This is a genomic window from Amycolatopsis sp. NPDC049252 (assembly GCF_043197175.1).
Lineage (GTDB): Bacteria > Actinomycetota > Actinomycetes > Mycobacteriales > Pseudonocardiaceae > Amycolatopsis.
Map to the genome: position 1 here is coordinate 62,457 of NZ_JBICSQ010000033.1, position 26,424 is coordinate 88,880.

Consider the following 26,424-nt stretch of genomic DNA (forward strand, 5'->3'; position numbering starts at 1 on the left):
CAGTCGATGACCGACGGCGCCGCGATCGCGATCACCGGAATGGCCTGCCGCCTGCCCGGCGCGAACACGCCGGAGCGCTTCTGGCACAACCTGTGCCACGGGGTGGAGAGCATCAGCCGCTTCACGGTCGACCAGCTCGTGGCGGCGGGCCTTGACCCGGATCTGGTGCGCAGGCCGGAATATGTGCCGGCGCGGGGTGTCATCGACCGTGGCGGGTGCTTCGACCACGAGCTGTTCGGCTACAGCCCGGCCGAGGCGGCCGGATTCGACCCGCAACACCGGGTGTTCCTGGAGACGTCGGCGGCCGCACTGGACGCCGCGGCCGTCGATCCGCAGCGATTTCCCGGCTGGATCGGTGTTTTCGCGGGCAGCAGCACGGTCAACCCCGACCTGCCCGCGGCGGACTCCGACGAGGTCGCCCGGCTGATCGGCTACGAGAAGGACTTCCTGGCCACCAAGGTCGCGTACAAGCTCGGCCTGCGCGGTCCCGCGCTCACCGTGCAGACGGCGTGCTCGACGGCGCTGGTCGCGATCCACTACGCGGCGCAGAGCCTGCTGAGCTACGAGTGCGACGCCGCCGTCGCGGGCGGCGCGTCGCTGTGGACGCCGCAGGTCACCGGCCATCTGTACCGACCGGGCAGCATCAACTCGGTGGACGGTCACTGCCGCGCGTTCGACGCGGACGCCACCGGGACGGTCGGCGGCAACGGAGTGGCGGCGGTGGTCGTACGCAGGCTGGCGGACGCGCTCGCCGAGGGCGACCCGATCATCGCGGTCCTGCGTGGTTCGGCGGTGAACAACGACGGCGCCGGGAAGGTCGGCTACATCGCGCCGTCCGTGACCGGCCAGCGTGCGGTCATCCAGCTCGCGCTCGCGCGGGCCGGCGTCGATCCCGGTGACGTCGGCTACGTCGAGGCGCACGGCACCGGGACCAGGGTCGGGGACCCCGTCGAGATCGCGGCACTCACCCAGGCGTTCCGGGAGGAGACCGATCGCGTCGGGTACTGCCGGCTCGGCTCGGTGAAGGGCAACATCGGCCACACGGGACCCGCGGCGGGTGCCGCCGGGGTCATCAAGGCCGCGTTGATGCTGCGGCACCGCGAGTTCGTGCCCACCCTGCACTACCGGCGGCCCAACCCGGAACTGGAACTGGAAAGCAGCCCGTTCGTGGTGGCCGGCCGGCGCGAGCCGTGGCGGGGAGACGGCCCGTTGCTGGCCGGGGTGAGCTCGTTCGGCATGGGCGGCACGAACGTGCACGCCGTGCTGGAGTCGGCACCCGACCGGACCCGCCCGGTCACCACGCGCCGGCCCAGGGTGTTCTGCCTGTCCGCGAACACACCGGCGGCCCTGCGACGGATGCGCGGCGAACTCGCGGACCACGTCGAGTCCACAGCGGACAGCGTCGACACCGCCGACGTTGCTCTCACGCTGGCCGAAGGACGGCGCCGGTTCGCCTTCCGCGGCGCCGTGGTGGCCTCCGATCCGGCCGGCCTCGCAGCGGCCCTGCGGACGGCGAAACCCGCGGTCACCGCGTCGGCCGAAGTCGGGGTCGCCTTCCTGTTTCCGGGCCAGGGCGCGCTGCGCTCAGGTTTCGGGCGCTCCGCACACCAGCTGCTGCCGGTGTTCCGGACGACCTTCGACGAGCTGGAGACGGCGGCGCGCGAACGTTTCGACGTCGACCTGGGCGCCGCGCTCGACCCGGCCACGGATCCCGCCTGGCTGCGGGACACCGTGCACCAGCAGCTCGGCCTGTTCGCCATCGGCTACGCGTTCGCCCGGCAGTTCAGGGCGTTCGGCGTGACACCGTCCACGATGCTCGGTCACAGCATCGGCGAGTACGTCGCGGCCACGGTCGCCGGGGTGTGGAGCCCGCTGGACGCGCTCTCCATCATCCACGAGCGCGGCCGTGCCATGCGGGACACGCCACCCGGCGGTATGGCCGTGGTGACCGTGCCCGCCGAGCAGGTGCGTGAACTGCTCGTCTCGCGCCCCGACCTGACCCTCGCCGTCGCCGGATCGCACCACTCGGTGCTCGCCGGACCGGTCGACGCGATCGAGGCGTTGCGCGCGGACGGGCTCGCCGAGCGGTTGCTGGACACCGATCGCGCCTTCCACAGCCCGTTGGTCCGCCCGGCGGCCAAGGTGCTCGGTACCGTCGTCGCGGCCACGCCCTCGGCGAGGCCCACGTTACCGTTCCTGTCGAACCTCACCGGTCGGCCTGTGGACGCGGACCGCGTGACGCGGGCGTCCTACTGGGTCGATCACCTCGTCGGCACCGTACAACTGGCCGCGAACACGGATGCGCTCCTTGCGGGAGGGTCCCAGGTGTTCCTCGAACTCGGTCCCGGCCGGTCGATGACCCGATCACTCATCGGGCATCCGCACTGGCGGCCGGAGTTCCGGGCGATCACCGTCGCCGGAGTTAAGGAAGAGACCGAGGAACACGCCCTGCTCACCGCACTCGCCGGCCTGTGGGAGCACGGGTTCGACATCGACGTGCCGGCCGGCGAATCGTCCGGACAGCGCTGCACCCTGCCGACCTACCCGTTCGAGCCGACCGAGTGCTCGACGACGGTTCGGCCACGGCTCGTCGAGAAGGCGAGCGTCACCGGCCGGCCGGAGGGTCCGCTTTCGGAGCGGCTGGCCGACATCTGGTGCTCGGTGCTCGGGGTGACCGAAGTGTCCGACGAGGACGACTTCTACCGGCTCGGCGGCGAGTCCATCACGTCGATCAGTCTGCTCGGCCGGATCCGGGAACAGCTGGACATCGCCGTGCCGCTCACCACGTTCAGTGAACGGCCCGTCTTCGGCCGGCTGGTCGAGCTGGCGCGACGGGCGCGACCCGAGACACCGGCCGCACCGGCGAACCTGCTCACCCTGCGCGCGACCGGCGAACGGCCGCCGCTGTTCCTCGCGGCACCGGCCGCGGGCAGTTCGCTGGTGTACCGCAGGCTGGTCGACCTGCTCGATCCGGAACAGCCTTGTTACGGGCTGGAAAGCCCCGGTCTGCACGACGGTGCCACGCCCCTGCGCCGGTTCGAGGACATCGCCGCACACCATGTCGAGTTGATCCGCAGTGTCCGGCCGAAGGGGCCGTACCTGCTCGGTGGCTGGTCGGTCGGTGCCATGGTGGCCCACGAGATGACCAGGCTGCTCACCGAGGCCGGCGAGACCGTGACCGGACTGGTCGCCATCGACGCCTGCGTGTTCGACACCGCGGGTCGGGCCCTGCGCCGGCGGCCTGGCTTCCTGGTGAGGACTGTGCGGTCGATGGTGAGCAACCGGCTGTACGGCCCGCCCGGGGTCGACGACCTGGTCCGGGACGTGCCGGGCGTCGACTTCGCTCGGGTGTTCAACGCGAACCTCGCGGCCATGCTGCGCTACCGGCCGCGACCGGTGCCGTGCGACATCGTGGTGTTCAAGACCGTCCGGCGGGCCGGTGAGGTCGAAGCGTTGCGGCCCGAGGTCGCCCCGCTCTACCGCGGCACGACGGTGGTGGCGTCGCCCGGCGACCACTGGTCGATCCTCGGCGAGCATGCCGAATGGCTCGCCGGCCGGATCAACGGAATGCTCGGGCCGCCGCTGTCCCTGCCACTGGCCGGTTGAAGCCGGCCCGTTCGCCCCCACCGAAAGAGGTCATCGTGACGGAGCCGGACCACACCGGTGTCGCCAACGCGATCGTCGACGCCAACCGCTATCTGACCCTTGGCACGTCCGATCAGGACGGTACGCCGTGGCTTGCACCGCTGTACTACACGCCCGACGGGTATGCCGGCTTCTACTGGATCTCCTCCCCCGACGCGAAGCACTCCCGCAACATCAGCCGGCGGGCCGAGGTGAGCATCGTCATCTTCGACTCGCAGGCGGTCATCGGGACCGCGCAGGCGGTGTACGCGCGCGCCCATGCCGAGCAGGTACCGGACGCGGACCTGCCGGACGCGGTACGCGTCGCCTTCAGCCCGCGTTTTCCCGGCGTCCGCTCGATGACGCCGGACCAGCTCATGGCCCCGGCCTCGTTCCGGCTCTACCGCGCGAAGATCACCCGGCGCTGGATCCTCGACCCGGAAAAGGGATCGGGCGACCACCGGGTTGAAGTGCCGGCCTCGTAACGGAAGGCGTGCTGATGTCGGTACGGCTCGGTGCACTGGTGCTCCCCGAATCGGCCGGGCCGCGGGCCGCTGCCCGGTGGCGCCAGGTCGAACAACTCGGGTTCGACCACGCCTGGACGCTGGATCACCTGTCCTGGCGGACATTGCGTGGTGCCCCGTGGTTCGACGCCATGACCACGCTCACCACCGCGGCGGCCGCGACCAGCACCCTGCGGCTGGGCACTCTGGTCGCTTCGCCCAACTTCCGGCACCCGGTGCTCACCGCCGCCCAGGCCATGGCGCTGGACCACGCCAGCGGCGGCCGGTTCGTGCTCGGTGTCGGCGCCGGTGCGGCCGGCCCGGACGACAACGCGCTGGGTGGCGATCCCCTGTCCCCCGCCCGCCGGGCCGAGCGGTTCGCCGAGTTCGTCGCCGTCGCCGACCGCGTCCTGCGGGAGCGGCCCTGCACGGTCACCGGCACGTGGTACTCCGCGGTCGACGTCCACCTCGCACCCGGTTGCCTGCAGCGGCCGAGGACACCGTTCGCGGTGGCGGCCGCGGGCCCGAAGGGCATGCGGGTCGCCGTCGAGTTCGCCGACACCTGGGTGACGATCGGCGCCACCGACACCCCGGGCGGGCTGCCCGAGCAGGCGGCGTTCGACCGGCTGCGCCGGCAGCTCGACCGGCTGGACGACCTGTGCGCCGAGGCCGGCCGGGATCCGGCCGGCCTGGCCAGACTGGTCAACTTGAGCCGGGTGGCCGAGCATCCGTACTCCTCGGCGCAGCGGTTGGTGGACCTGGTCGGTCGCTGCGCCGAGCTGGGGTTCACCGACGTCGTGCTCGCGTGGCCGCGCGCGCACGGCGTGTTCCAGGGCGATCAGGACGCCTTCGAACGGGCCGTCGGCGCCGTGCGCGAGTACTTCGTCACGCCAGCGTGAGGCCGTGCTCGCGCATCCAGACGTCGACCTCGATGAACGGGATCAGCAGGTGCGCCGTGCTGGCGTGGGTCATGGTCGGCCCCTGATCCGCCAGTTCGGCGACCCGCTGCCGGTCCAGGGCCGGCGCCAGCGGTGACGACGGGTCGGCCAGCAGCGTCCGCACCTTCTCGTGCACCATCCGGTCGTACGCCGGACTGTGCATGGCCGGATACGCGCTCTTGGGACGGTTGAGGATCTCGTCCGGGATCAGGTCGGCGGAGGCCATCCGCAGCAAGCTCTTCTCCTTGCCGTCGGCGATCTTCATGTCCCAGGGCACGTTCCACACGTACTCCAGCAGCCGGTGGTCGCAGAACGGGACCCGCACCTCGAGGCCGACCGCCATGCTCATCCTGTCCTTGCGGTCGAGCAACACGGCCAGTGGGCCGTGCAGGCTGAAGAACAGCACCTCCCGCATGCGGGCGTTCAGTCTGTCCTCTCCGGACAGACGAGGCACCTGCCCGCGTAGCGTGGCGTAGCGGTCGGCCTCCAGCTCGGCGGGGCGCAACGCCCGGCGCAGGTCCGGGTTCAGGCAGTCGGCCAGCCGTGGCGCGTTGCCCAGCCACGGAAACGTGTCGCGCCAGACCGTCGCCGGGTCGTGGAACCACGGGTACCCGCCGAACACCTCGTCGGCGGCCTCGCCGGACAGCGCGACGGTCGAGCGTTCCCGCAGGGCGGCGAACATCAGGTACATCGACGTGTCGAACTGGCCGAGGCTCGGCAGGTCTCGCGCGAAGCGGGTGGCGGGCACCACGCCGGCGACATCGGCCGCGTCCAGCGTCACCTCGACGTGCTCGGTACCCAGGTGCTTGGCGGCCAACGCGGCGTAGGGCGCGTCGCGTTCCGGGCGCAGCGCGGTCGGCCGGAAGTCGTTCTCGTCGCCGGTGAACTGGACGGAGTAGGTCAGCAGGGGGCCGTCCTCGGCCATCGCGAGCTCACGCGCGGCCAAGGCGGCCATCACGGTGGAATCCAGGCCGCCGGACAGCAACGCGGCGCGCGGCACGTCCGCGACCAGCTGGCGGCGCACCGTGTCGGTGAGCAGTTCCCTGACCGTGGCGACGGTCTCGGGCAGGCTCTGCGTGTGCTCCCGGCTGACGAGCCGCCAGTACGGGTACTCGTGGCAGCCGCGCCGATCCACCCGGACCACGTGCCCCGGCTTGACCTCCCGCATGCCACGCAGCGGCGTCTCGCCGGGCATGGCCAGTCTCGGGTTGAGGAGGATCGGCAGCGCGTCGGCGTCGAGCGCCGGGGTGAAGTGCGGATTCGCCATCAGACCTTTGGGTTCCGACGCGAACAGCACGCCGTGCGTGAGCGGGGCGTAGTAGAGCGGTTTGACACCGAGCCGGTCCCTGGCCAGCACCAGCTCCTCGCGCACCGAGTCCCAGACGCCGAACGCGAACATCCCGTTGAGCCGGTCCACGCAGCCCGCGCCCCACTGCAGGTAGGACCGCAACAGCACCTCGGTGTCCGACCTGGTCGTGAACCGGTGGCCCAGTTGCGTCAGTTCGGCGCGCAGTTCCCGGAAGTTGTAGATCTCCCCGGAGTACGTCAGCACCACGGGCAGGCGGTCCGGGCCGGCCTCGGCCGTCATCGGCTGTGCGCCACCGTCGACGTCGATGACGGCCAGCCGGCGGTGACCGAGTGCGGCGTGCGTGCCGACCCAGGTGCCCCGCGCGTCCGGGCCCCGGTCGCGCATGGTGTCGGTCATCCGGTCGATCACCGCCCGCTGGGTGCGCAGGTCCCGGTCGAAGTCAAGCCACCCGACAAAGCCGCACATCGGATCTCCTCACGCCGCGAGCAGTTCGCGGAGGTGACCGCGCAGCCGCTTGGTGTATTCGTGCAGGTTCAGATCCACTCGAGCGGACACCGGATCATCCACATCGGACAGTACGCAGTGGACGAAGACCGGCGACGCGCAGGCGCGCAGCTCCTCGCGCAGGATCGCGCCGAGCGCGGCCACGTCCGTGACCCGCCGGACATAGCGGTAGCCGCAGGCGACGGCCAGTGCGGCGAAGTCGGCGCCGGCGGGCGCCACGGCCTGCCCTCCGGTCGAGGCGTACCGGCCGTCGTCGAGCACGACGTGCACCAGCGGCAGCTCGCGCATCGAGCCCGCCGTCACCAGGCCCACGGGGTTCATCAGCAAGCTGCCGTCGCCGTCGACGACGACCGTCGGCCGCCTCGTCTGCATGCCGATGCCGATGGCGATGGACGACGCGAGCCCCATCGAACCGGTCATGTAGAAGTGGTTGGGGCGGTCGGCGATGCCCCGGGCGATGCGGCAGGCGTATCCGGTGGTGAAGACGATCGGCTCGGTCCTGACCACGTCGAGCACGGCACGGACGGCTGCGGTCTTGTTCACGGCCGCCACCCGAAGGCGGTCGGGGGCACCAGCAGGGCGGCCGTCCGTCGCTGCTCGGCGACGACCTTGTGCGCCCAGGACACCTTGTCCTCGAGGTCCCGGTCCAGGACCCGCGACTCGACACCGAGGCCGTCCAGCAACGGCACCGTCAACTGTCCCATCACCAGGTTCTCCTCGGTGGGGTCGGGATCGACGCCACGCAGGCTGACGACGAGCAGCATGGCCAGCCGGTAGGGCGTGACGAGGGACGCGATCGCGTTGACCGACTGCGCGAGCCCGGAGTTCTGCATCATCACCACGGGGAACCGCCCGGCCAGGTCCGCGCCCGCCGCGATGCCGACCGCGTTGTCCTCCCTCGCGACCGTCATCAGTTCCGTTCGGTTGGCGATCGCGTCCTGCAACCTGGCGAGGATTCCGCACGGGGTGCTCAGGAACGGCCCGAACCCGGCTGCGAGGAGTTCGTCGGCCAGTCCTTCGGCCAACGCTGGCCCTTCGGTACGCATAACTTTCTCCTTCTCAGCGGCGGATCGGCGTCCGCTGCGCGCCGACGAGAAACTCGTCGAGGTCGATCACTCGGGTGGCGTGCACGCCCGGCCCCTCGGCCACGACGTCGGTGCGCTCGTGGCGCACCGCGTCGCGGAAGTAGGTGGCAACGAGCCGGCCGGAATCGTCCACCGCGATCATCGGCGTGGCCACCAGGAAGTCCCGCACCCGCGGGGTGTCCGCGTCGATGCGCACGTAGACCCTGCGGTCCCGGTGGTGGTCGGCGGGCAACGCCGTGATCGGGTGGAAACGCGACTTGAACTGGTAGACACCCCGGCCGGGGAAGGGATCGGCGCCCGCGAAGTCGATACGCGTGACACCGTGGGCCGCGGCCCATTCCATCGTCAGGTAGTAGACGGCCTTCACCGCGCCACTGCGGTAGTGCGTCTCGTCGCCGTCCAGCACGCCGAGGAGGCGCATCCGCAGGGTCCGCCCGTGGTCGTCGAGCCGGCACAGCACACCGGTGACCCGCTTCCCGCCCTCGGTGACGAACAACAGGAAACCCTTGTGGAACAGGCAGTGCAGCGCGATGTCCCGGTCGGTGCTCCGGGTCTGCTCGCCGTGTCGGAGAGCCATGGCCGGCCGGTGCATCCGCTCGTAGAAGAAATCGAGATCGGCCTCGTCGTGTGAGATCTCGGCGGTCCACTCGTGCTTGCGGCGCGATGCGGCGAACTCGCGACGTTGCCTGCGTGACACCCGCCGGTACATCGCGTCGATGTCGGCACCGACGTCGAGCAGCAGATTGACCCGGAACGGCAACACGAGGGATCGCTGTGCCGGCAGCCGCCGGACCCGCCGGGTCGAACAGCCCACGAGGAGCAGGTCCGCTGCCGGCTCGGTGACGCCGTCGCGGATCGCCTGCCAGCCGGTGCGTCGCGGCGGCTCCGCCACCAGGCCACCCTGTTCGCTCGGATAGGGCACAATGTACTTGAGACCTTCGGGAAACCCCTGGTAGCGAAGGGAAAAACCGCCGTCTTCGGCGGCAAGGCTCTGGTCGACCATGGCCCGTCCGGGTAAACTGGACGACTTCTGGTGCAGGCTCGCCCAGGCTCCGCCGCCCGTCGTCCATTGGTAGTGCGCCCTCGCCGAGACGATCACGCCGCCCGCCGTGGCGATCGCCGGCCCGCCGTGGCCAGTACCGCCGGCCGCAGGTCGGCGACTCCTCCGACCGGATGCAGTGACCGGTCCGGGATCGGCGTGTAGTCCGAAGTGTCATAGGAACCGGAAGCGTGCACGACGACCTCTTCGGCGTCGACCAGTCCGCGGTCGATGCCGTTGAGCACGCCGGTCAGCACCATCACCAGCGACCACTCACGCAACGAGCGGGGATCCGCGGGCAGCGTGATCCCGGCGTCCCCGAGCAGCACCCTGATGCGGCCGTAGGCGGCCAGGCACTCGTGCAGCGACACGACGATGCCGCCGCCGCCCTGGGCCGCGATGATCTGGTTCATCGCGGGCGACGTCGCGGGCGTGCGGGTGTAGAAGGTGGTTTCCAGGTTTTCCGCCGGGTCGAACGTGGTCGCGGGGTAACGGGGTTGCTCGTCCTGGTGGTACAGGCCGGTCGCCTGGTCGAGGCGGTACTCGGGCGCGGAGATGCCGTGCAGGCTCTGCACCATGTCCGGCGTGTCCAGGTGTTGCACCAGGAAGTAACCCGACCGCGGCGGGTCGGGCAGCAGCGTCGTGCCGAAGTGGTGGCCCAGCAGGCCGAACGCACTCGACACGGAGTGGGCGTGCAGTCGCGTCCGGCCGGGTTCCAGCGGCAGGTCGGCCTGCTCGACGAACGCTCGCACGGCGTCGGCGCAGCGGTAGTTGGCCAGGTCGAGGGTGTGCCAGAGGCGGGCCCCGGTGCGCTCGTGGACCTCGGCGGAGTACATCTCGAGTGCCTGCAGCGCCACGGTCTTCACGTGGTCGGGGTGGCCGGGAGGCAGCACGCACATGGGATTGAGGGCCGCGAGGACGGGATCGTCGGTCAACTCGGACGACCACAGTTTCGGCCGTGCCGCATCGGGCACCAGGGTCACGATCCGCAGGCTCTCCGGATCCGCGAGACCGGCCTTGTAGGCACGCAGCACGGCGTCGCGCAAGGCCGTCGCCTTGTTCGCCGAGGACGGCGTGAGAATCACGATCGGTTCACCCGTGCGGTCGGTGTGCCGGACCGCACGCGCCACGATCACCGTGGACGCCAGCGTCTTCCCCGTCCGCGTACCGGGATTGCCCATCAGGTCGAAGAGCACGAGATCCTTGCCGCCCACCCGGCCGAGTCGGTGGAACGGCAGGTCCACGACCGAGAAGAAGTCGCGCAGCCGCGGCGACGGGTCGGGCAACGCGAACTCCGGCTGGAAGCCGGCGGAAGGCGGGCGGTTCTGCCCAGCCACCGCGATCGCCCGGCGCAGGTTGTCCCCGTGGCGTGCCAGGACGTCGGATGGTCCTGTTGTCACGTGGAAACGGTGGGCCATGCTGTGCTCCTTGTGGGATATGAACAGAAAGTCCCGCGGCTACCGGCCAGGAACACGCACGGCACATCCCTGCGCTTCACGGTCTGTTCCCTCCAGCCATCATCCACAGCACGAGCGGATCACGCCTCTTCACGAATGCGATCGTCAATTCGCGCCGTGCAGATTCCATATCGCCGGCCGAGGGGCGCCGGGCGGGTATCGTCGCAAAGGGCTGTCCCTCGTGTACGAACAAAGGCTCGTCCCACCGCCGGTCAACGACGGCCCCATGACACCTCTAGTGCTCCCGCACGAAGTCCATGACACCGGCCGTATCTCGCCGAGTCCGCGTTCCCCGGCTACCGCGAATACGGCGCCGGGGTCTGCCCCGAATTCGGTCGGCACAGTCCTTGACCGCGCACAGATACAGCTTGCCCGACCGACACCCGCACGGATCTTCCGCACGCTGCACCCGGCGGGCACGCCTTCCGGGCAAGGGGGTGGCTGTGCGTCGGTCAGCGGCTCATCACGGAAGCGTCTGGGTGCCGATGACGGCCAGCATCTGCAGCTTCTCGTAGCTCTCGCTGCCCGGAACGGCGGTGTAGACCATCAGCGAATGGGCCTGCCCCGGGTCCACGAGGCGTTGACAGGTCAGCTCCAGCGCACCGACCTCGGGGTGGACGAAGTGCTTGACCTCGTGCGGCCGGATCCCGATCTCGTGGTCGCCCCACACGCGGCGGAACTCCTCACTCGCGCCCAAGAGCAGCTCGGTCAGGTGCGCCGCCCGCGAGCCGGGACCGCGGAGCGTGACGATCTCGCGCAGGCCGGCCGCGTACATCCGGGTCAGGAACGGGTGCTCCTCCGGCGCGTGGAGCCGCCGGGCGGCGGGGTCGGTGAACCACCGGTACCCCGAGCTGCGGGCGGGTCCGGTGTACCGCGTGGTGTCGCCGGTGAGCGCGACGCCCATCGGGGACTGCCGCAAGGTTTCCCCGAGTTCGGTGACGATCTCCGCGGGGGTGTCGTCCAGCCGGTCGAGCACCCGCAGCAGGCCGGGGCTGATGTGATCGCCGGCTCCCCTGGTGGGTGGGTTGTGGCCGGCGAGGCGGAACAGGTGGTCGCGTTCGTCGATCGACAGGTGCAGCCCCTGCGCGATCGAGGCGAGCATCCGCTCGGAAGGCTGCGGACCGCGCTCCCGCTCGAGCCGGGAGTAGTAGTCGGCGGACATGTGGCACAGCGCCGCGACCTCTTCGCGCCGCAACCCGGCGGTCCGGCGGCGGGACCCGCGAGGCAGGCCGACGTCTTCGGGTTGCAGCGCCTCACGCCGATGGCGGAGGAACTCCGCGAGCCCGGTGCGGTCGATCACAACGCCCCCTCTTCGAGTACTTCCCTCGTTTCTACCGCCCACCGCGGCGGCGAGCCACGACTCGTCGATCCCCCTCTCCGCTCTCGGAAGGGTGATCTTTGCCGAGCCTGTGATCGGGAGGTCCTGGCTAGCGTCACGCCGTCGGCCGAAGATCGAGGACACGACCACTCGAAGGAGCGCCACCATGCCACGCAAGAAGATCGACATCGACGTCCCCGACCTGACCGGGCAACGCGCCCTCGTCACCGGCGCGAGCGACGGGATGGGACTGGGCATCGCCGCCCGGCTGGCCGCGGCGGGCGCGGAGGTGATCATGCCCGTCCGCAACCCGCGCAAGGGCGAGGCCGCCATCACCACCATCAGGCAGGCCGACCCCGCCGCCGACGTCTCGCTGCGCGCCCTCGACCTGTCCTCCCTGGAATCGGTCGCGGCGCTGGGCGAGACCCTGCGCGACGAAGGCCGTCCGATCCACATCCTGATCAACAACGCCGGCGTGATGACACCACCGGACCGGCAGACCACGGCCGACGGGTTCGAGCTGCAGTTCGGCACCAACCACCTCGGCCACTTCGCGCTGGTCGCCGGGCTGCTCCCGCTGCTCCGCGCCGGGCGCGCCCGGGTGACTTCCCAGATCAGCGTCGCCGCCCGCCGGGGGCACATCAACTGGGCCGACCTGAACTGGGAACGCTCCTACGACGGCATGCGCGCCTACAGCCAGTCGAAGATCGCGTTCGGGCTCTTCGGACTCGAACTCGAACGTCGCAGCAAAGCCGCGGGCTGGGGCATCACCAGCACCCTGTCCCACCCCGGCGTCGCCCCCACCAGCCTCCTGGCCGCCCGCCCCGAACTCGGCCGGGACACCGACACCCTCCAGGTCCGCCTGATCCGGGCGCTCTCGGCCCGCGGCATCCTGATCGGCACCGTCGAGACCGCGACACTGCCCGCCCTGCTGGCCGCGACCGACCCCCACGCCGAGCCCGGCACCCTCTACGGCCCCAGCGGTCCCGGCAACCTGGGCGGTTCACCCGCCCCTGGGCGCCTCTACCCGCCGTTGCGCAGCGAGGAAGAAGCCCGGCGCGTCTGGCAGACCTCCGAGCAGCTCACCGGGACCGCGTTCGTCACCGCCTGACCGACCGGGGGCAGCCCGGGTGCGAGGAAGACCGCAAGGAACGGCCACCACAGCCGGGTCAGGGTGAGCATCGTCATGGCGACCCGGAGTCCGAAGAGGACGGTGAAGACCGCCAGCACCAGGACACCGCCACCGAACCCCGCCACGGCCGAGAGCAGCGCCGGCGCGGTGACGACCAGGCTGGTCACCGGGTGAGGCCGGTGAGGCGGGTGAGGGCGGCGAAGCCGTCGTCGGTGCCGGGCCAGTGCGCTCGGAGGGCGTCCAGTCCGGCGCGGCGGACGACGCTGCGGAGTACGGCGGTGACGATGATCGCGTCGTCGGCGTAGCCGAGGACCGGGATGACGTCGGGGATCAGGTCGATCGGGAACGCGAGGTAGGCCAGCAGCAGGCCCAGGCGGATGCGGATCCCGCGGGGCAGGGTGGGGTCGGCGGCCAGGCGGCGGATCAGGCGCAGCACGTCGGGCAGCAGCCGCAGCGCCTCGCGCAGCAGGCCGCCTCGCGGCCGCACCACGATCAGCACCACGACCAGGGCGAGCCAGGCCAGCAGCAACGCCGAGGCGACACCGATCAGCAGGTCCCCCCAGAACGACCCGGTCACGGCCGGTCCAGCGGCCGCGGCCCGTCGCCGGCCACCGGCGCCTCCGCGCGCAAGGCGGCTTCCTCGAACGCTGCCAGCTCCGCGGCGGCCTGCTCGACGGCGTCGCGGGCGGTCTGGCCCCCGGGCGCGGCGAAGTAGTCCCGGGTGGCGATCTTGCCCAGCCAGGTCCGGAAGCGCTGCAGATCGGCCTCGGATTCCTCGACCTCGGCGTAGGTGGCGTTCCCGCGGGCCTGTTCGTCGGCCAGTTCCCGTCGTAGTTCGGGCAGCCGGTCGAGGACTTCGGCGTATTCGGCGTCGCGGGCGGCGTTGAGTTCCGCGATCACCGCCTGTTCCTCGGCCGGGTCGGTGAAGGCCATCGTCAGGATCCGCGCGGTGCCGCCCTGGTGGCGGATCCGGTCGGCCAGCCGGCGGAGCTCCCGCAGCACCTCGGCGCGGGCCGGGAGCAGGCAGACCGACTGCTGCAGGTACAGCGCGCCGAGAGCGCGGAGCTTGCGCCACACCTGCACCCGCAGGGTGTCCGCCGCCCCGGCCGTGGAGACGCTGATCAGCAACCAGCTCCGCTCTGGTTCGCTCGTCACAGCGCCATGTTACGTACGTAACACGCGCACGTCCAGGGCCGCTCGACCTGACCGGGTCGCTTTCAGAGGTCGAGCACCAGCCGCGGAGAACACGACCGGGACACGCAGATCATCATCGCGTCACCGACGGCTTGCTCCTCGGCGGTGAGCACGGAGTCGCGGTGGTCGGGCACCCCGGCCAGCACCCCGGTCTCACACGTGCCACAGGTGCCTTCCTCGCACGAGGAGAGCACGTCGACGCCGGACTCCCTGACCACGTCGAGGATCGAGCGGCCGGGCGGAACCGCCAGCACGGTGCCGGTCTGCTCGAGCTCCACCTCGAACGCCGCTCGGGGGCCGTCGCCGGCGCCGGCCTTCGGTGCGAACCGTTCCACGTGCAGAACCTCGGACGGCCAGTCGGTGCACTGCAGCTCGACCGCCGCGAGCAGCGCTTCCGGGCCGCAGCAGTAGACCACGGTGCCATCGGCGTCCTCGCCCGGCTCCGCGAGCAGCACGGGCAGGTCGAGCAGCCCCCGCTCGTCCTGGGGGTGGATCTCGACATGCCCGGGGTATCCGGTCTCGAGTTCCGTCCGGAACGCCATCGACGAACGGGTCCGGCCGCCGTAGACGAGCGTCCAGTCCCGCCCGAGCTCCGCGACCCGGCTGAGCATGGGCAGGATCGGCGTGATGCCGATCCCCCCGGCGATGAACAGGTACCGCTTGGCTTCGGTGAGGGCGAAGTGGTTGCGCGGCCCGCGCACCCGCAGGCGCTGCCCTTCGGCGAGGACGTCGTGGACGTACTCGGAGCCGCCGCGGCCGGCTGCCTCACGGAGTACCGCGACCTGCAGGACGGATCGGTCCTTCGGGTCCCCGCACAGGGAGTACTGCCGGGTCAGCTCCGCGGTCAGGACGAGGTCGACGTGCGCGCCGGGCTCCCACGCGGGCAGCAGCCGGCCGCCGGGGTGGCGCAGGGTCAGGCGGACGACGCCGTCCGCGATCGTTTCCTTGCGTTCGAGCACGAGATCGAACTCGGGTTCGGGGTGCATGCGCAGTCTCTTCCTGATCTCACCGTGCCGCCGAGACCGGTGTGCGAGCCGTCGCCGGGCCGGGTCCGGCGTGGATCGTGTCGTGTCCGACGGGGTGGGCGAGCAGCCAGTCCCACAACTCCACCGGATCCTCGAACTCGCGCTCGGCGGCGCAGTGGCACACCGCGCGCAGGCGATCGGTGCCCAGTACCCAGTGGATGCGGTGAACGCGGTCCCCCGGCAGCATCGCCCGGTTGGCCGGGATGCCGGTCATGACGCTGTCACCGGGGCCTGGTTCGCCGCCACCAGGCGCTGGAGCATCCGCCGGGCGGCGAGACCGCCGGTGTCGATGTTGACCGAGAGCTCCTGGTATCCCTCGGGTTCGGCCGCGACGACCTGCTCCAGCACGTCCAGGGCGACGACGTCCTGCAGCACGACCGTGCGGTTGTTCTCGGCGAGGAACGCCGAGACCGCCTCGTCACCGATCGCGAAATCCCGTGCCACCGACCAGAAGTCGTGGGTGGAGTTCTCCGTCTCCGGGGTGATCGCGTACACGACCTCGACGTGGAACGCGTCCGGGTCGGTCCCGTCGGCGCGGGGAGCCGATCCCACGGGCGCGATCCGGCTGTGGAGCTTGTACAGGCACGGCGGGGTGTACTCGATGTCCTGCCAGCGAGCGATCCGGCCCTGCAGCCCGGTGGACTTGGCGTAGAACGGCGGGCATTCGGCGTCGTCCATGTGTCGCGAGACGTAGATGACGCCGGCGTCTTCGTCGACCTCGGTAGTGATCGGCGTGGCCGCGACCTCCGGGGTGCCGATGTACCCGCCGTGGAGATAGGTCTCGTGCGAGAGGTCGAGCAGGTTGTCGACGAGCAGCGAGTACCGCGCCTTGAGCGGCTCCATGCCGCGCACGGTGGTGTAATCCGGCGAGTCGAGATACGGCGCCCGGGGGATGCTCGAGGCGTCGGCCTTCGCCGCGTCGCCGATGAACACCCACACGAAGTGATCCTGTTCCACCAGCGGGTACGGCCGCAGCCGGGCGGTACGCGGAATCCGGTCCTGGCCGGGCACGGAGACGCACTTGCCGTCGGTGCCGTAGGTGAAGCCGTGGTAGCCGCAGACGACCGTGTCGTCCACGAGCCGCGACGGCGCCTGCGACAGCGGAAACCGGCGGTGCACACACCGGTCCGGCACGGCGATCACCTGTCCGCTTCGGCTGCGCCAGAACAGGATCGGCTCGTTGCAGACCGTGCGGGAGAACAGCTCGTCCCGGATTTCCGAGCTGTACGCGGCGACGTACCACTGGTCGCGGGGGATGCTGGTCATGGTCGTTGTCTCCTCGTGACGGCGTCGGCGCGGCCGGCGCCGGGTGCGCGGACAACGAAACGACCACGAGAAATGCTCGGCACGCGGACTTCGTCGTCGGCTGCAGGTTGTCGGCCGTGTGCTGCTCAGCGTGACCCGCGAGCCCGTCGACGCCGAACAGCGTTTCCGGAAAATGGAAGACTTTTCCCGGTGACCCGAGCGGGAACCCGGCCTAACCCGCGGTACCGAGGGCGCGGGAGATCGCCCGGGCGCTGGTCCGCACGAGCGGCGTCAGCGAACGTGGCGAGACCGTGCCGTGGTGCACGACCAGCGAGACCGCGGCGACCACCCGTCCCTGATCGTCCTGCACGGGCGCCGCCACCGAGAGCGCGTCGGCGGTGACCTGCCGGTCACTGACCGCGAAACCCTCCGAACGCACGTCGGCGAGCATCCGGCGCAGCTGCGCCGGGTCGAGGACCGTGTGGTCCGTGAGCCGCTTGATGGGCCGGTCGAGAACCTCGTCCTGCAGCTCGGCCGGGGCGTGCGCGAGGAGAACCAGCCCGACCCCGGTCGCCGTCAAGGCGAACCTGCCGCCCACCCGGGTCAGGACCGGGACCGCGCCGGAGCCGGCGATCCGCTCGATGAAGACGACGTCGGTCCCCTCCCGGACGGCGAGCTGGACGTTCTCCTTCGTGATCTGGGAGAGGTCTTCCAGGAAGGGCAGGGCCCGTTCGCGCAGCCCTTGCCCGCGCGGTGCGAGCGCGCCGAGCTCCCAGAGGCGCAGGCCGATCCGGTACTGCCCGTCGTCACCGCGCTCGACGGCACCCCAGGCACACAGCTCCTGCAGCAGGCGGTGCGCCGTCGAAACCGGCACACCGGCCCGGCGGGCGATCTCACTCAGCGTGAGCGCCCGGCGTTGCGCGCTGAAAGCGTCCAGCACCCGGAAGGCGCGTCCGACGACCGAGCCCGTGGGGCCGGCCGGGTGGCCTCTGCGCATCGTCGCTCACCCCGTCCTCGATGACTGGCGGGCGCTGCCGGACCGCACCTGATCAGCCCTGTCGAGCCCTCACTCTGCCAGGCCCGCCGCCTCACGGGCAGCGTCGTCGACCGCCTTGCCCGCTTCGGCGGCCAGGCCGGCCAGGTCGGGCAGGTCCGGGTTCAGCTCCCTGGCCCTGGCGGCGAGCCGCTCCACCAGCGCCACCGAGTTCCGGGCCAGCCGCACCGCGTCGGCCGGCCGGTCGTCCGCGGCCAGCCGTTCGATGTGCCAGGCCAGCCCGCCGAGGGTCTCGTCGTCGGTGTCCGGGGACAGGTAGCCGGCCAGTCCCGGCGGGTACGGGGTGCCGGCGCGCAGTTCGGCCAGCGCGGTCACCACCGAGGGCTCGGCGCTGAGCGTGTCCAGCAGGTCGATCAGCGCGAACAGCCTGGCCACGATCCTCGGCCGGCCGGGGAAGCGGTCCAGCCACCGCACCAGCTCGGCGTCGCCACCAAGGTGCTGCACGATCCGGGTCATCTGCGCGGCGAGCGCGTTGGGCAGCTCCGCGTGGAACACGGCGATGACGGCCACCTGGCCGGCCAGCTCAGCCTGGCCGGCCTCGTCCAGCTCGTCGGCGACGAACCGCTTGACCAGCTTCGTGTCCAGAGCGAAACCCGGTTTCGGCAGCTGCTCGTGGTCGGTCATGGGTCTCCCAGGTTCGGGGACGGCGTCCGTTGTGGAGCGTCCACCGCCACGAACCAGCCCGCTTCGACCTCCCGAGGCCAAACCAGCCTTGCGTTCCGTCATGTCACGGTGAACGACCGCCACTCACCGATCGCGGCGCACCGGTCGGCCTGGCAGGGCGAACCGGCCCGGCCCGGCCCATGGATTACCACGGCAGCGGTCTTCGCCACGCTGCGCGACACGATCAGCGGTGACGACGTCCGCCGCATGATGAGCCAATTGCCGCTGGAGTTCAGGGAAGTGGCCGACGGCCCTCGTCTCTGAAACGTTCGAGCCACCGAAGGAGACCTGCCATGACGCTGCCCGTCAGGCGTTCTGCCGGCCAGGCGGAACGAGGGAACCCCTTACGCGAATTCGAAGATCTTTACCAACAGGTGGACCGGCTCGCGCGGTCGGCGCTGGGCACCGTACGGGACGGCGGGCCGTGGCTGCCGGCCGGAGACCGACGACGCCTACCTGGTCGAGATCGAGCTGTACGGCAACGAGCTGGTCATCACCGGTGAGCTGAAAGAGCGGGAGCGCAAGGGATTGCTCCGCCGCCGCACCCGCCGGGTCGGCGAGTTCGAGTACCGCGTGACGCTGCCCGGCGACATCCGCGCCGACGGCATCGAGGCATCGCTCGACAGCGGCCTGCTCACCGTCCGCGTCCCCAAGGTGGACGCCGCCAAGCCCAACAAGATCAAGATCACCGGTGGTTGACCGACGACCCGGATCCTGATGGTGCTCTCCGGCAGCGACCACTGGACGCTCGAGGACGGTACCCGGCACCCGACCGGTTACTGGGCCGAGGAGTTCGTCGTGCCGCACAACGGGTTCCGCACCCAGGGTGTCGAGGCGGTCGTCGCCACTCCGGGCGCGGTGGCGCCGACGGTGGACCAGAGGAGCCTGGACCCGGAGATGGCGGGCGGCGCGAGGAGGGCCACCGCGTTCCGCGACTACCTCGACGCGATCGCCACCGACCTGGCCCGGCCGACGGTGCTGCAGCACGCGGTGGGGCACGTCGCCGGCTACGACGCCATCTACCTCCCCGGCGGGCACGGGCCGATGGAGGATCTGGCCGGCTTCCCGCCGCTCGGCGAGCTCCTCGTCCGGTGCTTCGACACGGGAGACGGGCCCGCCCTGGGAGCCGCACGTCGTGGTGGACGCCACCCTGCTCACCGGCCAGAACCCGGCGTCGTCCCAGGCGGCCACCGACCGGACGCTGAGTGAAGTGCGCGCACACAACGCGCTGTGACGGAGCTGTCGGCTGAATCGCGCCGGGTCACCGCCGTCCGGCACCACCTGCACGCCGCCTTCGCCGGGCCGTGGTGGCTGCAGCCGTGGCTGGACCGCCACAGCGCTCGACCCCGACGCGGCCGGGCTGCGCGTGCGCCTCGGTCCGTGGCTCGTCTCGACGCCGCTGGCCAACCTCGCCGGTGTCGAGGTCAGCGGCCCCTTCCACCCGCTGCGCGCGCTCGGCGTCCGGCTGTCGCTGGCCGATCGCGGCCTGACGTTCGGTACCACCTCGGCCCGCGGAGTCTGCATCCGGTTCCGTGAACCCGTCCCCGGCATCGAGCCCGCCGGGGTACTGCGCCACCCGTCGCTGACCGCGACCGTGGCCGAGCCGGGCCTGGTCGCCGCGGCCATCGCCCAGGCGATCGGCGCAGTCCCGCGCACACCGTGACCGGGGTACCGGCTCAGTGGAACTCGGGCAGGACGTGCTCCTGCCAGCCGCGGAAGAACCCCTCGTGGTCCGCGCCCACCTGCTGCACGTAGATCTCGTCCACCCCGGCGTCGACGTACTGGCGCACCCGCTCCGCGTGCGCCTTCGGGTCGTCGCCGCACACGATCGCCTCCCCGACCTCCTCGCGCGGCACGAACGTCGTCGCGGCCTCGAAGTCCGCCGGCCGGGGCAGGATCTGGGCCAGCTGCCCGGGCAGCACGTCGTTGGGCCACAGCCGGTGCGCCCGGTCGAGCGCCGCCTCGGCGTCGGCGTCCCAGCAGACCTTCATCCCGGCTTGCACCGGCTTGTCACCGCCCCCGGAGTGGCGGAAGGCGCGCACGAGGTCGGCGTCCGGCGCGACCGTGCAGTAGCCGTCGCCGATCCGCCCGGCCAGCTCGGTCGCCTGCGGCCCGAACCCGGAGACGTAGATCGGCACGGGCTCGGCCGGCACCGTGTAGATCCGCGCGTCCTGCACCTCGTAGTGCGTTCCGTGGTGGCTGATCGCTTCACCGCGCGCGCCCGCCGCGTGCAGCTTGCGGATGACGTCGACGGCCTCCTCCAGCATCTCCAGCCGCTGCCCCGCCGAGGGCCACACGTCACCGAGGATGTGCTCGTTCAAGGCCTCCCCCGAGCCCACGCCCAGCACGAACCGGCCGTCCAGCTGAACCGCCGCGGTGGCCGCGGCCTGCGCGAGCACGGCCGGGTGGATCCGGACGGTCGGGCACGTCACCGCCGTCGTGATCGGCAGCGAAACCGCCTCCGACAGTGCGCCGATCACCGACCAGACGAACGGGCTCTGGCCCTGCGCGTCGTTCCAGGGGTGGAAGTGGTCCGAGATCCACAAGCGCTGGAACCCCGCCCGTTCGGCGGCGCGGGCCTGGGCGACGAGCTCGTGGGGACCGTACTGCTCGCACGAAAGAAAGTATCCGATCGAGGTCATGGCCCTCGGCTACCCCGGCGGGCCGCCCCGCACACCGGCTTTCCCCCACACCGGTGATCCGGTTCGATCGGGTCGATCGCCCGGGTAGCCGGAAGCGAGGAGGCAGGCGACGACGGCGAACCCCCTCGAACCGCCGAAGTCCGCGGCCGGGTGACCGGTGTCGAAACCGGCGAGCGGGCCCGGCGGCAGGTCGACGAACTCGCCCGGAAGTACACCGGCGAGGACTACCCGCCGGACGCGATCAAGTCCGAACGCGTGATCCTGCGGGTCACCCCGCGGCGGCAGACCTTCGTCGACCGGAACGAGGGCGTCGCGGACTGAGGACGCGAGGGCCGGCAGCACGACTGTCGTGTGGCTTTCCCCGATCGTGGGTATCAGGCCACCATGGCTGTCCGAGCGCCCGACCGAGTTCCCCCCCACCGCGGGAACCGCCGTGCCCGCACCACGGCGGCCCGGCGACTACACCCACTGCGCCCCCTTGTTCGAGGAACGAACCAAGCTCGGCCTCGAGGACTTCCGCACCAGCGCGCTGCGCGACCGGCTGATCACCGAGCACCTGTCCCTGGCCGAGCACATCGCCCAGCGCTTCAGCGGCCGCGGTGAGCCCTTCGAGGACCTGCTGCAGGTGGCCCGGACCGGGCTCATCCGCGCCGTCGACCGCTTCGACCCCGGCAAGGGCAGCGACTTCCTGTCCTTCGCCGTCCCCACCATCATGGGCGAGGTCCGCCGCCACTTCCGGGACACCGCGTGGTCCATGCGCGTTCCCCGAGGCTTGAAGGACCTGCAGCAAAAGCTCGCCGAGGCGCGCAACACCCTGGCCCACGACCTGGGCCGGTCCCCCACCGCCGGCGAACTGGCCATCCACCTCGACCTGGACGTCGACACGGTCCGCGACGGCCTCCTCGCCGCCGAGGCCTACCGCACGACCTCCCTCGACACGCCCGCGCACGGCGACGGCGACGCCCGCACGATCGCCGACCGGATCGCGGACGACGGTTCCGAGTTCACGAAGACCGACGACCGCCTCGTGCTGAACGGCGCACTCGCCACCCTGCCGCCCCGCGAGCGCGAGATCGTCAAGATGCGCTTCGTCGACGAACTCACCCAGAGCCAGATCGGCGAGAAGATCGGCGTCTCGCAGATGCAGGTCTCCCGGCTGCTGGGCAAGGCCCTCGAACGCCTCCGCAACCACATCGTCGCCGACTGACGCCACGGCGTGGCCGTGATCCGAGCGGCTCTTCACCGCCGTCACCACCGGGCCGCTCAGCCGGCCCCCGGGGCCCGGTCACCCTCCGCGCGGCAGGTCGATCTCCCGGTGCCGCGCGGCCAGTGTGCCGGCGAGCTCGGCGAGCTTCACGTTGAGCTCCTGCGACGTCCGGCGCAGCAGGTCGAACGCTTCGTCCGCGTCGATGCCCCGCCGCTGCATCAGGATGCCCTTCGCCTGGCCGATCACGTCACGGCTGTCGACCGCCCGGCGCAGGTTCTCCGCCTGCAGCCCGGCACGCGTTCTGGCCGTCACCCCGGCCAGGGCCAGGGAAGCGTGGGTGGCCAGCAGCAGCGCCGCGTCCCGCGCCCGCTCGTCGAAGGCCTCGCCGCGGCGGGCGTACACGTTCAGCGCGCCGCCTTGCCGCGGTGGCACGTCGAACGGCTGCAGCGCGGTCGACAAGACCGCGGTGTAGCCGTGTTCCGCGGCCCGGGGACCGAAGCGGGGCCACGCCGGCTCGGACGCGATGTCCTTGCTGCGGATGTGCCCCGGGCCGTCCTCGCGTGATGCTTCCAGGCAGGGCCCTTCCCCGGTCTCGTACTGCACCTGGTCCAGCTGCGTCGCCACCGGATCGGTTTCCACCGGCGTGAAGAACGTCCCGTCCGGGGAGCGCAGGGTCACCGACACCAGGTCGGCTCCGGGGATCACCTCACGGGCGGCCGCCACGACCTGTTCGAGGACCTCGCCGACGGTGACGGCGTCGAGCAGCCGGGCGGTCAAGGCCGCGAACTGCCCGGCCAGCGGTCCCGGTTCGACGCGGCCGTCACCCTCGGCGAACGCGGCGCGGTCCGCCGCCCAGTCGTGTTCTCGGGCGCCACCTGCGTGGTGCATCCCGGCCACCTCGCCCTTCCTTCTTCCGGTGCCCCCACGGTGCTCCGCGGGGGCGTGCGGTTCGCTCCGGACGGCATACCCTCGCCGCGGGCCGGCCAACCCACGACGCGATTACCGTGCCGGGTCGCGGGTACCAGCCTGGGATGGACGAGATGTCGTGCCGTCGGCTCGCGGCCGACTTGGCCGAAGCGGCGAAGAGCGATGACCACGAACGGGTGGCGGACGTCGTGGCGATGCTGTCCCGGCCGGAAGCCCGGGCGGTCTCGGCCGCCGTGGTGAGCGAGCTGGCGGCCCTGTGCGCGGGCGCGGTGGCGGGACGCTGTCCGCCCGAGGGCCCGGAGGCGGCCTACGGGGTCCTGGTCGAGAACGACCGGGCGGTTCCCGTCGAGGTCGACGCGCTGCCGCCGGGCCTTCGCGCCGTGTTGCGAGCCCTGCTCGCGGCCCTCAACGACGACCGCCGCAGCCAGGACGTCCAAGCCGGCCTGGCCACCCGGGGCGACCCGGAAGACGTCCGGCTGGTCCTGGTGCAGTGCCTGGTGTGGCTCGCGGAGCTGGACGACGCCCCCGGCACCACCTTGCCCCGGCTGAGCTGCCTCGCGGGCTGAGGACGCTGTACCCGATCGCGGGCAGCGCCCAGGTTTGCCCGCTCCGGCCGGATGGTAATCACGTCGCATGTCGTCGCAGAAGGAGCCGGCCGCCCTGCCGCTGGACGGTGAGCTCGCCGCCGTGGCCGCGCGGATGTCGGGGTTGCTGCTACCGCGCGAAAGCGTGGATTCCGTGCTGGAGCTGGTCGTGACCTTCGCCGTCCCGGCGATGGGCGCGGTCGCCGGGGCCGGGGTCACCCTCGCGGACGAGAGCGGCGAGTTCACCACCACCGCCGCCTCCGACGAAGCGACGCGAGCGGCGGACGCTTTGCAGTACCGGCTGGGTGAAGGCCCGTGCCTGACCGCGCTGACCGAGGGCGTCACGGTCCGGGTGACCGACGTCGAGCGTGAGCGCCGGTGGCCGCGCTGGCGCGCCGAAGCCGTGCCGTTCGGCTTCCGGTCCGTGTTGTCCGCGCCGCTGGTCACCGGCGACGGCTGTCACGGGGCGATCAAGACCTACGCGCGTGAGCCGGGTGCCTTCGGCGACGCGGAGGAGGACGTGCTCTCCCGGTTCGCCGGGCAGGTCGCGACGCTCGTCGCGAACGCCCGGGCGCACGAACGCGCGGACCGGTTCAGCGAGCGGTTCCGCGCCACCCTGCGGGAGCGCGACCTGATCAACCTGGCCAAAGGGCTGCTGATGCAACGAGACGGCGTCGACGAAGGGACCGCGTTCGCCGTTCTGCTGGCGTCGGCCCGGGCCGACGGGTGCAGCCCGGCCGAGGCTGCCGCGGACCTGGTCGCGACGCCCCGGAGGAAAGGGATGGCCGGATGAAGTTCGTCTCCGACCACGAGCAGCGGCGGCTCGCGGCGGCGTGTTTCGAGCGGTCCGGCTTGACCCTCGAACAGCTGTGGCTGCGCTACTTCGCCTTGGGCGGCGCCGACAGCCTGCTCGACCTGGACGCCTACGTGAACGGCCTGGCTCAGCTGGCGCCGGCCCAGCGCGACATGGTCGCGCACGCCGTGAACGAACGCCTCGACGAGCTGACCGGCCCGCCCCGGGCGCCCTACAGCCGCCTCGAACGCTGGGCGAAACCACGGCACGGCCCGCTGTCGGCCCTGGTCGGCCTGCTCGACGGAGCCCATCGCGCTCCCCCGGAGCGGCTCCCCGCCCTGGTCGCCGAAGCCGGTCGCGCGCTCGACGTCGAGATCGTCGTCTACCTCGCCGACTACGGCCAGCGCCTGCTCGTGCCGCTGTCCGGTGACCACGCCGCGGCGCAGCAGGCGGCCCTCGACATCGAGACCACGGCCGCCGGTTCCGCTTTCCGCCGCGCGAACAGTGTCGTCACCCGGAACGGCGAACGTCCGACGCTGTGGACGGTCGTGCTCGACGGCGTCGAGCGGCTGGGGGTGCTGGAAGTCGTCCCGACCGACGACAGCGACCCGGAAGACCCGCTGCTGCGCGAGCAGTGCCGGTGGCTGGCCGGGCTGCTCGGGCACCTCGTGACGATCACGACCCAGTACGGCGACGGGCTGGACGCCCGGCGGCGGCGCCGGAACCGCGAGTTCCCCGCCGAGATGCTGTGGCACAGCCTGCCGCCGCTGACCGGCGCGACCGACACCGTGATCGTCGGCGCGAGCGTGGCGCCCGCCTACGACCTCCGAGGCGTGGGGTTCGACTACGCCCTGTCCGAGAACACCGCCCAGCTGGCCCTGTTCGACGCGGGAGCGCACCGGGCCGAAGCCAGCTTGAGCGTGGTGGAGGCGCTGTCGGCCTACCGCGCGGCGCGGCACGACGGAGCCGGGCTGGCCGAGCAGCACCGGGCCGTCGCCGCGGTCGCGCCCGGAGGGGGCTGTCTCACGGGCGTGCTCGCCGAGCTGGACCTCCGCACCGGCCGGCTGTCCTGGCTCTCGGCCGGGCACCCGGCCCCCTTGCTGGTCGGCGACGGCCACGCGACGGCGGCCTCCGGGCGAACGGGCCCGGCGTTCGGGACCGGTTCCGCGCTGCCACCGATCTCGACGCACCACCTGGCCCCGGAGGAGCTGGTGGCCCTGGTGTGCCGGGGTGTCACCGAAGCCCCGAACAGCTCCGGCGAGCCGTTCGGACGCGAAAACCTGATCGGTTTCCTGGCGCGGGACGCGGCCACCCTGCTGCCACCGGAAGCCGCGCGCCTGCTCGTCAAGGCCGTCTCCGGCCACGCGAGCGACGTGTTCCACCAGGACGTGGGCGTGCTGCTGGCCCGCTGGACGCCGGGAGACGACAACGTGCTGTAGAGGCGGAGCCCTCCGGTGTCGAGAACCCGCGAAATCGCCGCGAGGTGGGACGTGTATCGGACGCCGGGCGGGGTGGCCGAGCACGATTGGCGATCACGATGGGGCGGAAGAACGCGGCCCGCTTCGGCAGCGTCGGCTCGCCGTTTCAGGCAGTCCGACGGCCGGTGGAAGAACCGGGTCGAGAGCGAACGGGACCACCGGGCCGGCCGGCCGGTGCGGGTGCCCCGGCACGCGGCTTCGGTCCGCTCGCCGGAAGACGTCACCGGCGCGCTGACGGCAGCACATGGGGCAAGCCCGTCACCGGCAGTACCACCGGGTCACCCTGGTTCGGTACCATGACACTCGCGTGAGGTTGAAACGCCAGCTCTGCGTAACCCACCCGATCCGGAATGACACGATCGTGGGCTTGGCCGCGCAGGCACGCTCATCTTTCGGTGTCCTCCGCTTCCCTCGGAGGTTTCGCGATGTCCGAGTTGTCACCGGTCCCACCCACCGAGACCCCGGCCTGGTCCCCGCTCGGCGAACCCCTGCGGGTCCGCCGCCATCACGGTGGCGCCGGCCTGCTCGTCATCACCGCCGAAGGGGAATTGGACCTCGTCGGTGCCCAGGTGCTCGAACGCGCCCTGGCCGAGGATCTGCCCCGGCACACGGTCCTGGACCTCAGTGGCGTGACGTTCCTCGCCGCGGCCGGCCTGCAGGTCCTCGTGAACGCCGCGGCCCACGCCGAGCGCGACGGGCGGCG

At 71.6% G+C, this 26,424-nt stretch carries 30 protein-coding genes; 14 read left to right on the forward strand and 16 right to left on the reverse strand.

The features are described from left to right. Positions 1-6 precede the first annotated feature (6 nt). From ACGFMK_RS28510 to ACGFMK_RS28520, 3 genes are read left to right on the forward strand one after another with little or no spacing between them, the layout of a single operon-like run. Positions 7-3,606 carry a type I polyketide synthase gene (locus ACGFMK_RS28510; RefSeq protein WP_392769399.1) on the forward strand — a complete coding sequence of 1,200 codons (3,600 nt, stop codon included), beginning with the start codon at positions 7-9 and terminating at the stop codon, positions 3,604-3,606. Positions 3,607-3,641: 35 nt separating this feature from the next. Further along, complete coding sequence (locus tag ACGFMK_RS28515; protein ID WP_392769402.1) at positions 3,642-4,109, forward strand: pyridoxamine 5'-phosphate oxidase family protein; 468 nt, start codon at positions 3,642-3,644, stop codon at positions 4,107-4,109. Positions 4,110-4,123: 14 nt separating this feature from the next. Beyond that, positions 4,124-5,026 carry an LLM class flavin-dependent oxidoreductase gene (locus ACGFMK_RS28520; RefSeq protein ID WP_392769405.1) on the forward strand — a complete coding sequence of 301 codons (903 nt, stop codon included), beginning with the start codon at positions 4,124-4,126 and terminating at the stop codon, positions 5,024-5,026. On the opposite strand, the gene asnB is transcribed toward ACGFMK_RS28520, so the two are convergent. The 6 genes from asnB to ACGFMK_RS28550 form a co-directional block, all read right to left on the reverse strand. After that, positions 5,013-6,839 (reverse strand): asparagine synthase (glutamine-hydrolyzing), encoded by a 1,827-nt coding sequence (asnB, locus tag ACGFMK_RS28525; RefSeq protein WP_392769408.1) that lies wholly within the window; start codon positions 6,837-6,839, stop codon positions 5,013-5,015. The genes ACGFMK_RS28520 and asnB overlap by 14 nt on opposite strands. Positions 6,840-6,848: 9 nt before the next feature. Beyond that, the gene (locus ACGFMK_RS28530) at positions 6,849-7,421 is read right to left on the reverse strand and encodes a thiamine pyrophosphate-dependent enzyme (RefSeq protein WP_392769411.1); all 573 of its coding nucleotides are present in this window, start codon (positions 7,419-7,421) and stop codon (positions 6,849-6,851) included. After that, on the reverse strand, positions 7,418-7,924 hold the full coding sequence (locus ACGFMK_RS28535) for a hypothetical protein (protein ID WP_392769414.1): 507 nt from the start codon (positions 7,922-7,924) through the stop codon (positions 7,418-7,420). The genes ACGFMK_RS28530 and ACGFMK_RS28535 overlap by 4 nt, the downstream gene beginning before the upstream one ends. A 13-nt stretch (positions 7,925-7,937) precedes the next feature. Further along, on the reverse strand, positions 7,938-9,062 hold the full coding sequence (locus tag ACGFMK_RS28540) for a GNAT family N-acetyltransferase (RefSeq protein ID WP_392769417.1): 1,125 nt from the start codon (positions 9,060-9,062) through the stop codon (positions 7,938-7,940). Beyond that, complete coding sequence (locus ACGFMK_RS28545; protein ID WP_392769418.1) at positions 9,059-10,420, reverse strand: DUF6002 family protein; 1,362 nt, start codon at positions 10,418-10,420, stop codon at positions 9,059-9,061. Before ACGFMK_RS28545 ends, ACGFMK_RS28540 begins: the two co-directional genes overlap by 4 nt. A gap of 502 nt (positions 10,421-10,922) precedes the next feature. Continuing rightward, positions 10,923-11,759 (reverse strand): helix-turn-helix transcriptional regulator, encoded by an 837-nt coding sequence (locus ACGFMK_RS28550; protein WP_392769420.1) that lies wholly within the window; start codon positions 11,757-11,759, stop codon positions 10,923-10,925. 184 nt (positions 11,760-11,943) lie between these two features. On the opposite strand from ACGFMK_RS28550, the gene ACGFMK_RS28555 reads away from it, so the two are divergent. Further along, on the forward strand, positions 11,944-12,888 hold the full coding sequence (locus tag ACGFMK_RS28555) for an SDR family oxidoreductase (RefSeq protein WP_392769423.1): 945 nt from the start codon (positions 11,944-11,946) through the stop codon (positions 12,886-12,888). Here ACGFMK_RS28555 and ACGFMK_RS28560 read toward each other — a convergent pair. The 8 genes from ACGFMK_RS28560 to ACGFMK_RS28595 all read right to left on the reverse strand — a co-directional run bounded on the left by ACGFMK_RS28560 (position 12,801) and on the right by ACGFMK_RS28595 (position 18,051). After that, on the reverse strand, positions 12,801-13,076 hold the full coding sequence (locus tag ACGFMK_RS28560) for a hypothetical protein (protein WP_392769424.1): 276 nt from the start codon (positions 13,074-13,076) through the stop codon (positions 12,801-12,803). The genes ACGFMK_RS28555 and ACGFMK_RS28560 overlap by 88 nt on opposite strands. Then, positions 13,073-13,486 (reverse strand): YkvA family protein, encoded by a 414-nt coding sequence (locus tag ACGFMK_RS28565; RefSeq protein WP_392769427.1) that lies wholly within the window; start codon positions 13,484-13,486, stop codon positions 13,073-13,075. Before ACGFMK_RS28565 ends, ACGFMK_RS28560 begins: the two co-directional genes overlap by 4 nt. After that, positions 13,483-14,064: a Chromate resistance protein ChrB gene (locus ACGFMK_RS28570; protein ID WP_392769430.1), complete on the reverse strand. Its 582-nt coding sequence runs from the start codon at positions 14,062-14,064 to the stop codon at positions 13,483-13,485. Before ACGFMK_RS28570 ends, ACGFMK_RS28565 begins: the two co-directional genes overlap by 4 nt. Positions 14,065-14,126: 62 nt before the next feature. Continuing rightward, a complete protein-coding gene (locus ACGFMK_RS28575) occupies positions 14,127-15,089 on the reverse strand; it encodes a PDR/VanB family oxidoreductase (RefSeq protein ID WP_392769433.1) in 963 nt (320 codons plus the stop codon). Positions 15,090-15,108: 19 nt separating this feature from the next. Further along, positions 15,109-15,342, reverse strand: a complete 234-nt coding sequence (locus tag ACGFMK_RS28580; RefSeq protein WP_392769436.1) for a hypothetical protein — start codon at positions 15,340-15,342, stop codon at positions 15,109-15,111. Beyond that, positions 15,339-16,394, reverse strand: a complete 1,056-nt coding sequence (locus ACGFMK_RS28585) for a Rieske 2Fe-2S domain-containing protein (RefSeq protein ID WP_392769438.1) — start codon at positions 16,392-16,394, stop codon at positions 15,339-15,341. Before ACGFMK_RS28585 ends, ACGFMK_RS28580 begins: the two co-directional genes overlap by 4 nt. A 211-nt stretch (positions 16,395-16,605) precedes the next feature. After that, positions 16,606-17,370: an IclR family transcriptional regulator gene (locus tag ACGFMK_RS28590; RefSeq protein ID WP_392769441.1), complete on the reverse strand. Its 765-nt coding sequence runs from the start codon at positions 17,368-17,370 to the stop codon at positions 16,606-16,608. 69 nt (positions 17,371-17,439) lie between these two features. Beyond that, a complete protein-coding gene (locus ACGFMK_RS28595) occupies positions 17,440-18,051 on the reverse strand; it encodes a hypothetical protein (protein WP_392769444.1) in 612 nt (203 codons plus the stop codon). Positions 18,052-18,159: 108 nt separating this feature from the next. Here ACGFMK_RS28595 and ACGFMK_RS28600 point away from each other — a divergent pair, with 108 nt between their 5' ends. The 4 genes from ACGFMK_RS28600 to ACGFMK_RS28615 all read left to right on the forward strand — a co-directional run bounded on the left by ACGFMK_RS28600 (position 18,160) and on the right by ACGFMK_RS28615 (position 19,753). Then, positions 18,160-18,354, forward strand: a complete 195-nt coding sequence (locus ACGFMK_RS28600) for a hypothetical protein (protein WP_392769445.1) — start codon at positions 18,160-18,162, stop codon at positions 18,352-18,354. A 240-nt stretch (positions 18,355-18,594) separates the two neighbouring features. Further along, complete coding sequence (locus tag ACGFMK_RS28605) at positions 18,595-18,789, forward strand: Hsp20/alpha crystallin family protein (RefSeq protein WP_392769469.1); 195 nt, start codon at positions 18,595-18,597, stop codon at positions 18,787-18,789. An 18-nt stretch (positions 18,790-18,807) separates the two neighbouring features. Then, positions 18,808-19,299 (forward strand): hypothetical protein, encoded by a 492-nt coding sequence (locus ACGFMK_RS28610; protein WP_392769446.1) that lies wholly within the window; start codon positions 18,808-18,810, stop codon positions 19,297-19,299. A gap of 157 nt (positions 19,300-19,456) precedes the next feature. Continuing rightward, complete coding sequence (locus tag ACGFMK_RS28615; protein WP_392769448.1) at positions 19,457-19,753, forward strand: hypothetical protein; 297 nt, start codon at positions 19,457-19,459, stop codon at positions 19,751-19,753. A gap of 13 nt (positions 19,754-19,766) precedes the next feature. On the opposite strand, the gene ACGFMK_RS28620 is transcribed toward ACGFMK_RS28615, so the two are convergent. Next, positions 19,767-20,732: a TIGR03557 family F420-dependent LLM class oxidoreductase gene (locus ACGFMK_RS28620; RefSeq protein ID WP_392769449.1), complete on the reverse strand. Its 966-nt coding sequence runs from the start codon at positions 20,730-20,732 to the stop codon at positions 19,767-19,769. A gap of 150 nt (positions 20,733-20,882) precedes the next feature. On the opposite strand from ACGFMK_RS28620, the gene ACGFMK_RS28625 reads away from it, so the two are divergent. After that, the gene (locus ACGFMK_RS28625; RefSeq protein ID WP_392769451.1) at positions 20,883-21,053 is read left to right on the forward strand and encodes a hypothetical protein; all 171 of its coding nucleotides are present in this window, start codon (positions 20,883-20,885) and stop codon (positions 21,051-21,053) included. A gap of 112 nt (positions 21,054-21,165) precedes the next feature. Then, on the forward strand, positions 21,166-21,939 hold the full coding sequence (locus ACGFMK_RS28630; RefSeq protein ID WP_392769453.1) for a SigB/SigF/SigG family RNA polymerase sigma factor: 774 nt from the start codon (positions 21,166-21,168) through the stop codon (positions 21,937-21,939). 78 nt (positions 21,940-22,017) lie between these two features. On the opposite strand, the gene ACGFMK_RS28635 is transcribed toward ACGFMK_RS28630, so the two are convergent. Next, entirely contained in the window at positions 22,018-22,827 is an 810-nt protein-coding gene (locus tag ACGFMK_RS28635) for a GAF and ANTAR domain-containing protein (RefSeq protein WP_392769454.1), read from the reverse strand. Between the two features lie 143 nt (positions 22,828-22,970). On the opposite strand from ACGFMK_RS28635, the gene ACGFMK_RS28640 reads away from it, so the two are divergent. From ACGFMK_RS28640 to ACGFMK_RS28655, 4 genes are all read left to right on the forward strand, one after another. Further along, positions 22,971-23,432 carry a hypothetical protein gene (locus ACGFMK_RS28640; RefSeq protein ID WP_392769456.1) on the forward strand — a complete coding sequence of 154 codons (462 nt, stop codon included), beginning with the start codon at positions 22,971-22,973 and terminating at the stop codon, positions 23,430-23,432. 67 nt (positions 23,433-23,499) lie between these two features. Continuing rightward, positions 23,500-24,243: a GAF and ANTAR domain-containing protein gene (locus ACGFMK_RS28645; protein ID WP_392769459.1), complete on the forward strand. Its 744-nt coding sequence runs from the start codon at positions 23,500-23,502 to the stop codon at positions 24,241-24,243. Then, positions 24,240-25,682: a PP2C family protein-serine/threonine phosphatase gene (locus ACGFMK_RS28650; RefSeq protein WP_392769462.1), complete on the forward strand. Its 1,443-nt coding sequence runs from the start codon at positions 24,240-24,242 to the stop codon at positions 25,680-25,682. Before ACGFMK_RS28645 ends, ACGFMK_RS28650 begins: the two co-directional genes overlap by 4 nt. A 464-nt stretch (positions 25,683-26,146) precedes the next feature. Then, on the forward strand, positions 26,147-26,424 hold a 278-nt coding region (locus ACGFMK_RS28655; RefSeq protein ID WP_392769464.1), incomplete at its 3' end, for an STAS domain-containing protein.

Coding starts and splice junctions, on each gene's coding strand:
- ACGFMK_RS28510 (WP_392769399.1), top strand. CDS start 7: ATGACCGACGGCGCCGCGATCGCGATCACCGGAATGGCCTGCCGCCTG.
- ACGFMK_RS28520 (WP_392769405.1), top strand. CDS start 4,124: ATGTCGGTACGGCTCGGTGCACTGGTGCTCCCCGAATCGGCCGGGCCG.
- asnB (WP_392769408.1), bottom strand. CDS start 6,839: ATGTGCGGCTTTGTCGGGTGGCTTGACTTCGACCGGGACCTGCGCACC.
- ACGFMK_RS28535 (WP_392769414.1), bottom strand. CDS start 7,924: ATGCGTACCGAAGGGCCAGCGTTGGCCGAAGGACTGGCCGACGAACTC.
- ACGFMK_RS28545 (WP_392769418.1), bottom strand. CDS start 10,420: ATGGCCCACCGTTTCCACGTGACAACAGGACCATCCGACGTCCTGGCA.
- ACGFMK_RS28555 (WP_392769423.1), top strand. CDS start 11,944: ATGCCACGCAAGAAGATCGACATCGACGTCCCCGACCTGACCGGGCAA.
- ACGFMK_RS28575 (WP_392769433.1), bottom strand. CDS start 15,089: ATGCACCCCGAACCCGAGTTCGATCTCGTGCTCGAACGCAAGGAAACG.
- ACGFMK_RS28580 (WP_392769436.1), bottom strand. CDS start 15,342: ATGACCGGCATCCCGGCCAACCGGGCGATGCTGCCGGGGGACCGCGTT.
- ACGFMK_RS28585 (WP_392769438.1), bottom strand. CDS start 16,394: ATGACCAGCATCCCCCGCGACCAGTGGTACGTCGCCGCGTACAGCTCG.
- ACGFMK_RS28590 (WP_392769441.1), bottom strand. CDS start 17,370: ATGCGCAGAGGCCACCCGGCCGGCCCCACGGGCTCGGTCGTCGGACGC.
- ACGFMK_RS28595 (WP_392769444.1), bottom strand. CDS start 18,051: ATGACCGACCACGAGCAGCTGCCGAAACCGGGTTTCGCTCTGGACACG.
- ACGFMK_RS28610 (WP_392769446.1), top strand. CDS start 18,808: ATGGTGCTCTCCGGCAGCGACCACTGGACGCTCGAGGACGGTACCCGG.
- ACGFMK_RS28620 (WP_392769449.1), bottom strand. CDS start 20,732: ATGACCTCGATCGGATACTTTCTTTCGTGCGAGCAGTACGGTCCCCAC.
- ACGFMK_RS28635 (WP_392769454.1), bottom strand. CDS start 22,827: ATGCACCACGCAGGTGGCGCCCGAGAACACGACTGGGCGGCGGACCGC.
- ACGFMK_RS28640 (WP_392769456.1), top strand. CDS start 22,971: ATGGACGAGATGTCGTGCCGTCGGCTCGCGGCCGACTTGGCCGAAGCG.
- ACGFMK_RS28645 (WP_392769459.1), top strand. CDS start 23,500: ATGTCGTCGCAGAAGGAGCCGGCCGCCCTGCCGCTGGACGGTGAGCTC.
- ACGFMK_RS28650 (WP_392769462.1), top strand. CDS start 24,240: ATGAAGTTCGTCTCCGACCACGAGCAGCGGCGGCTCGCGGCGGCGTGT.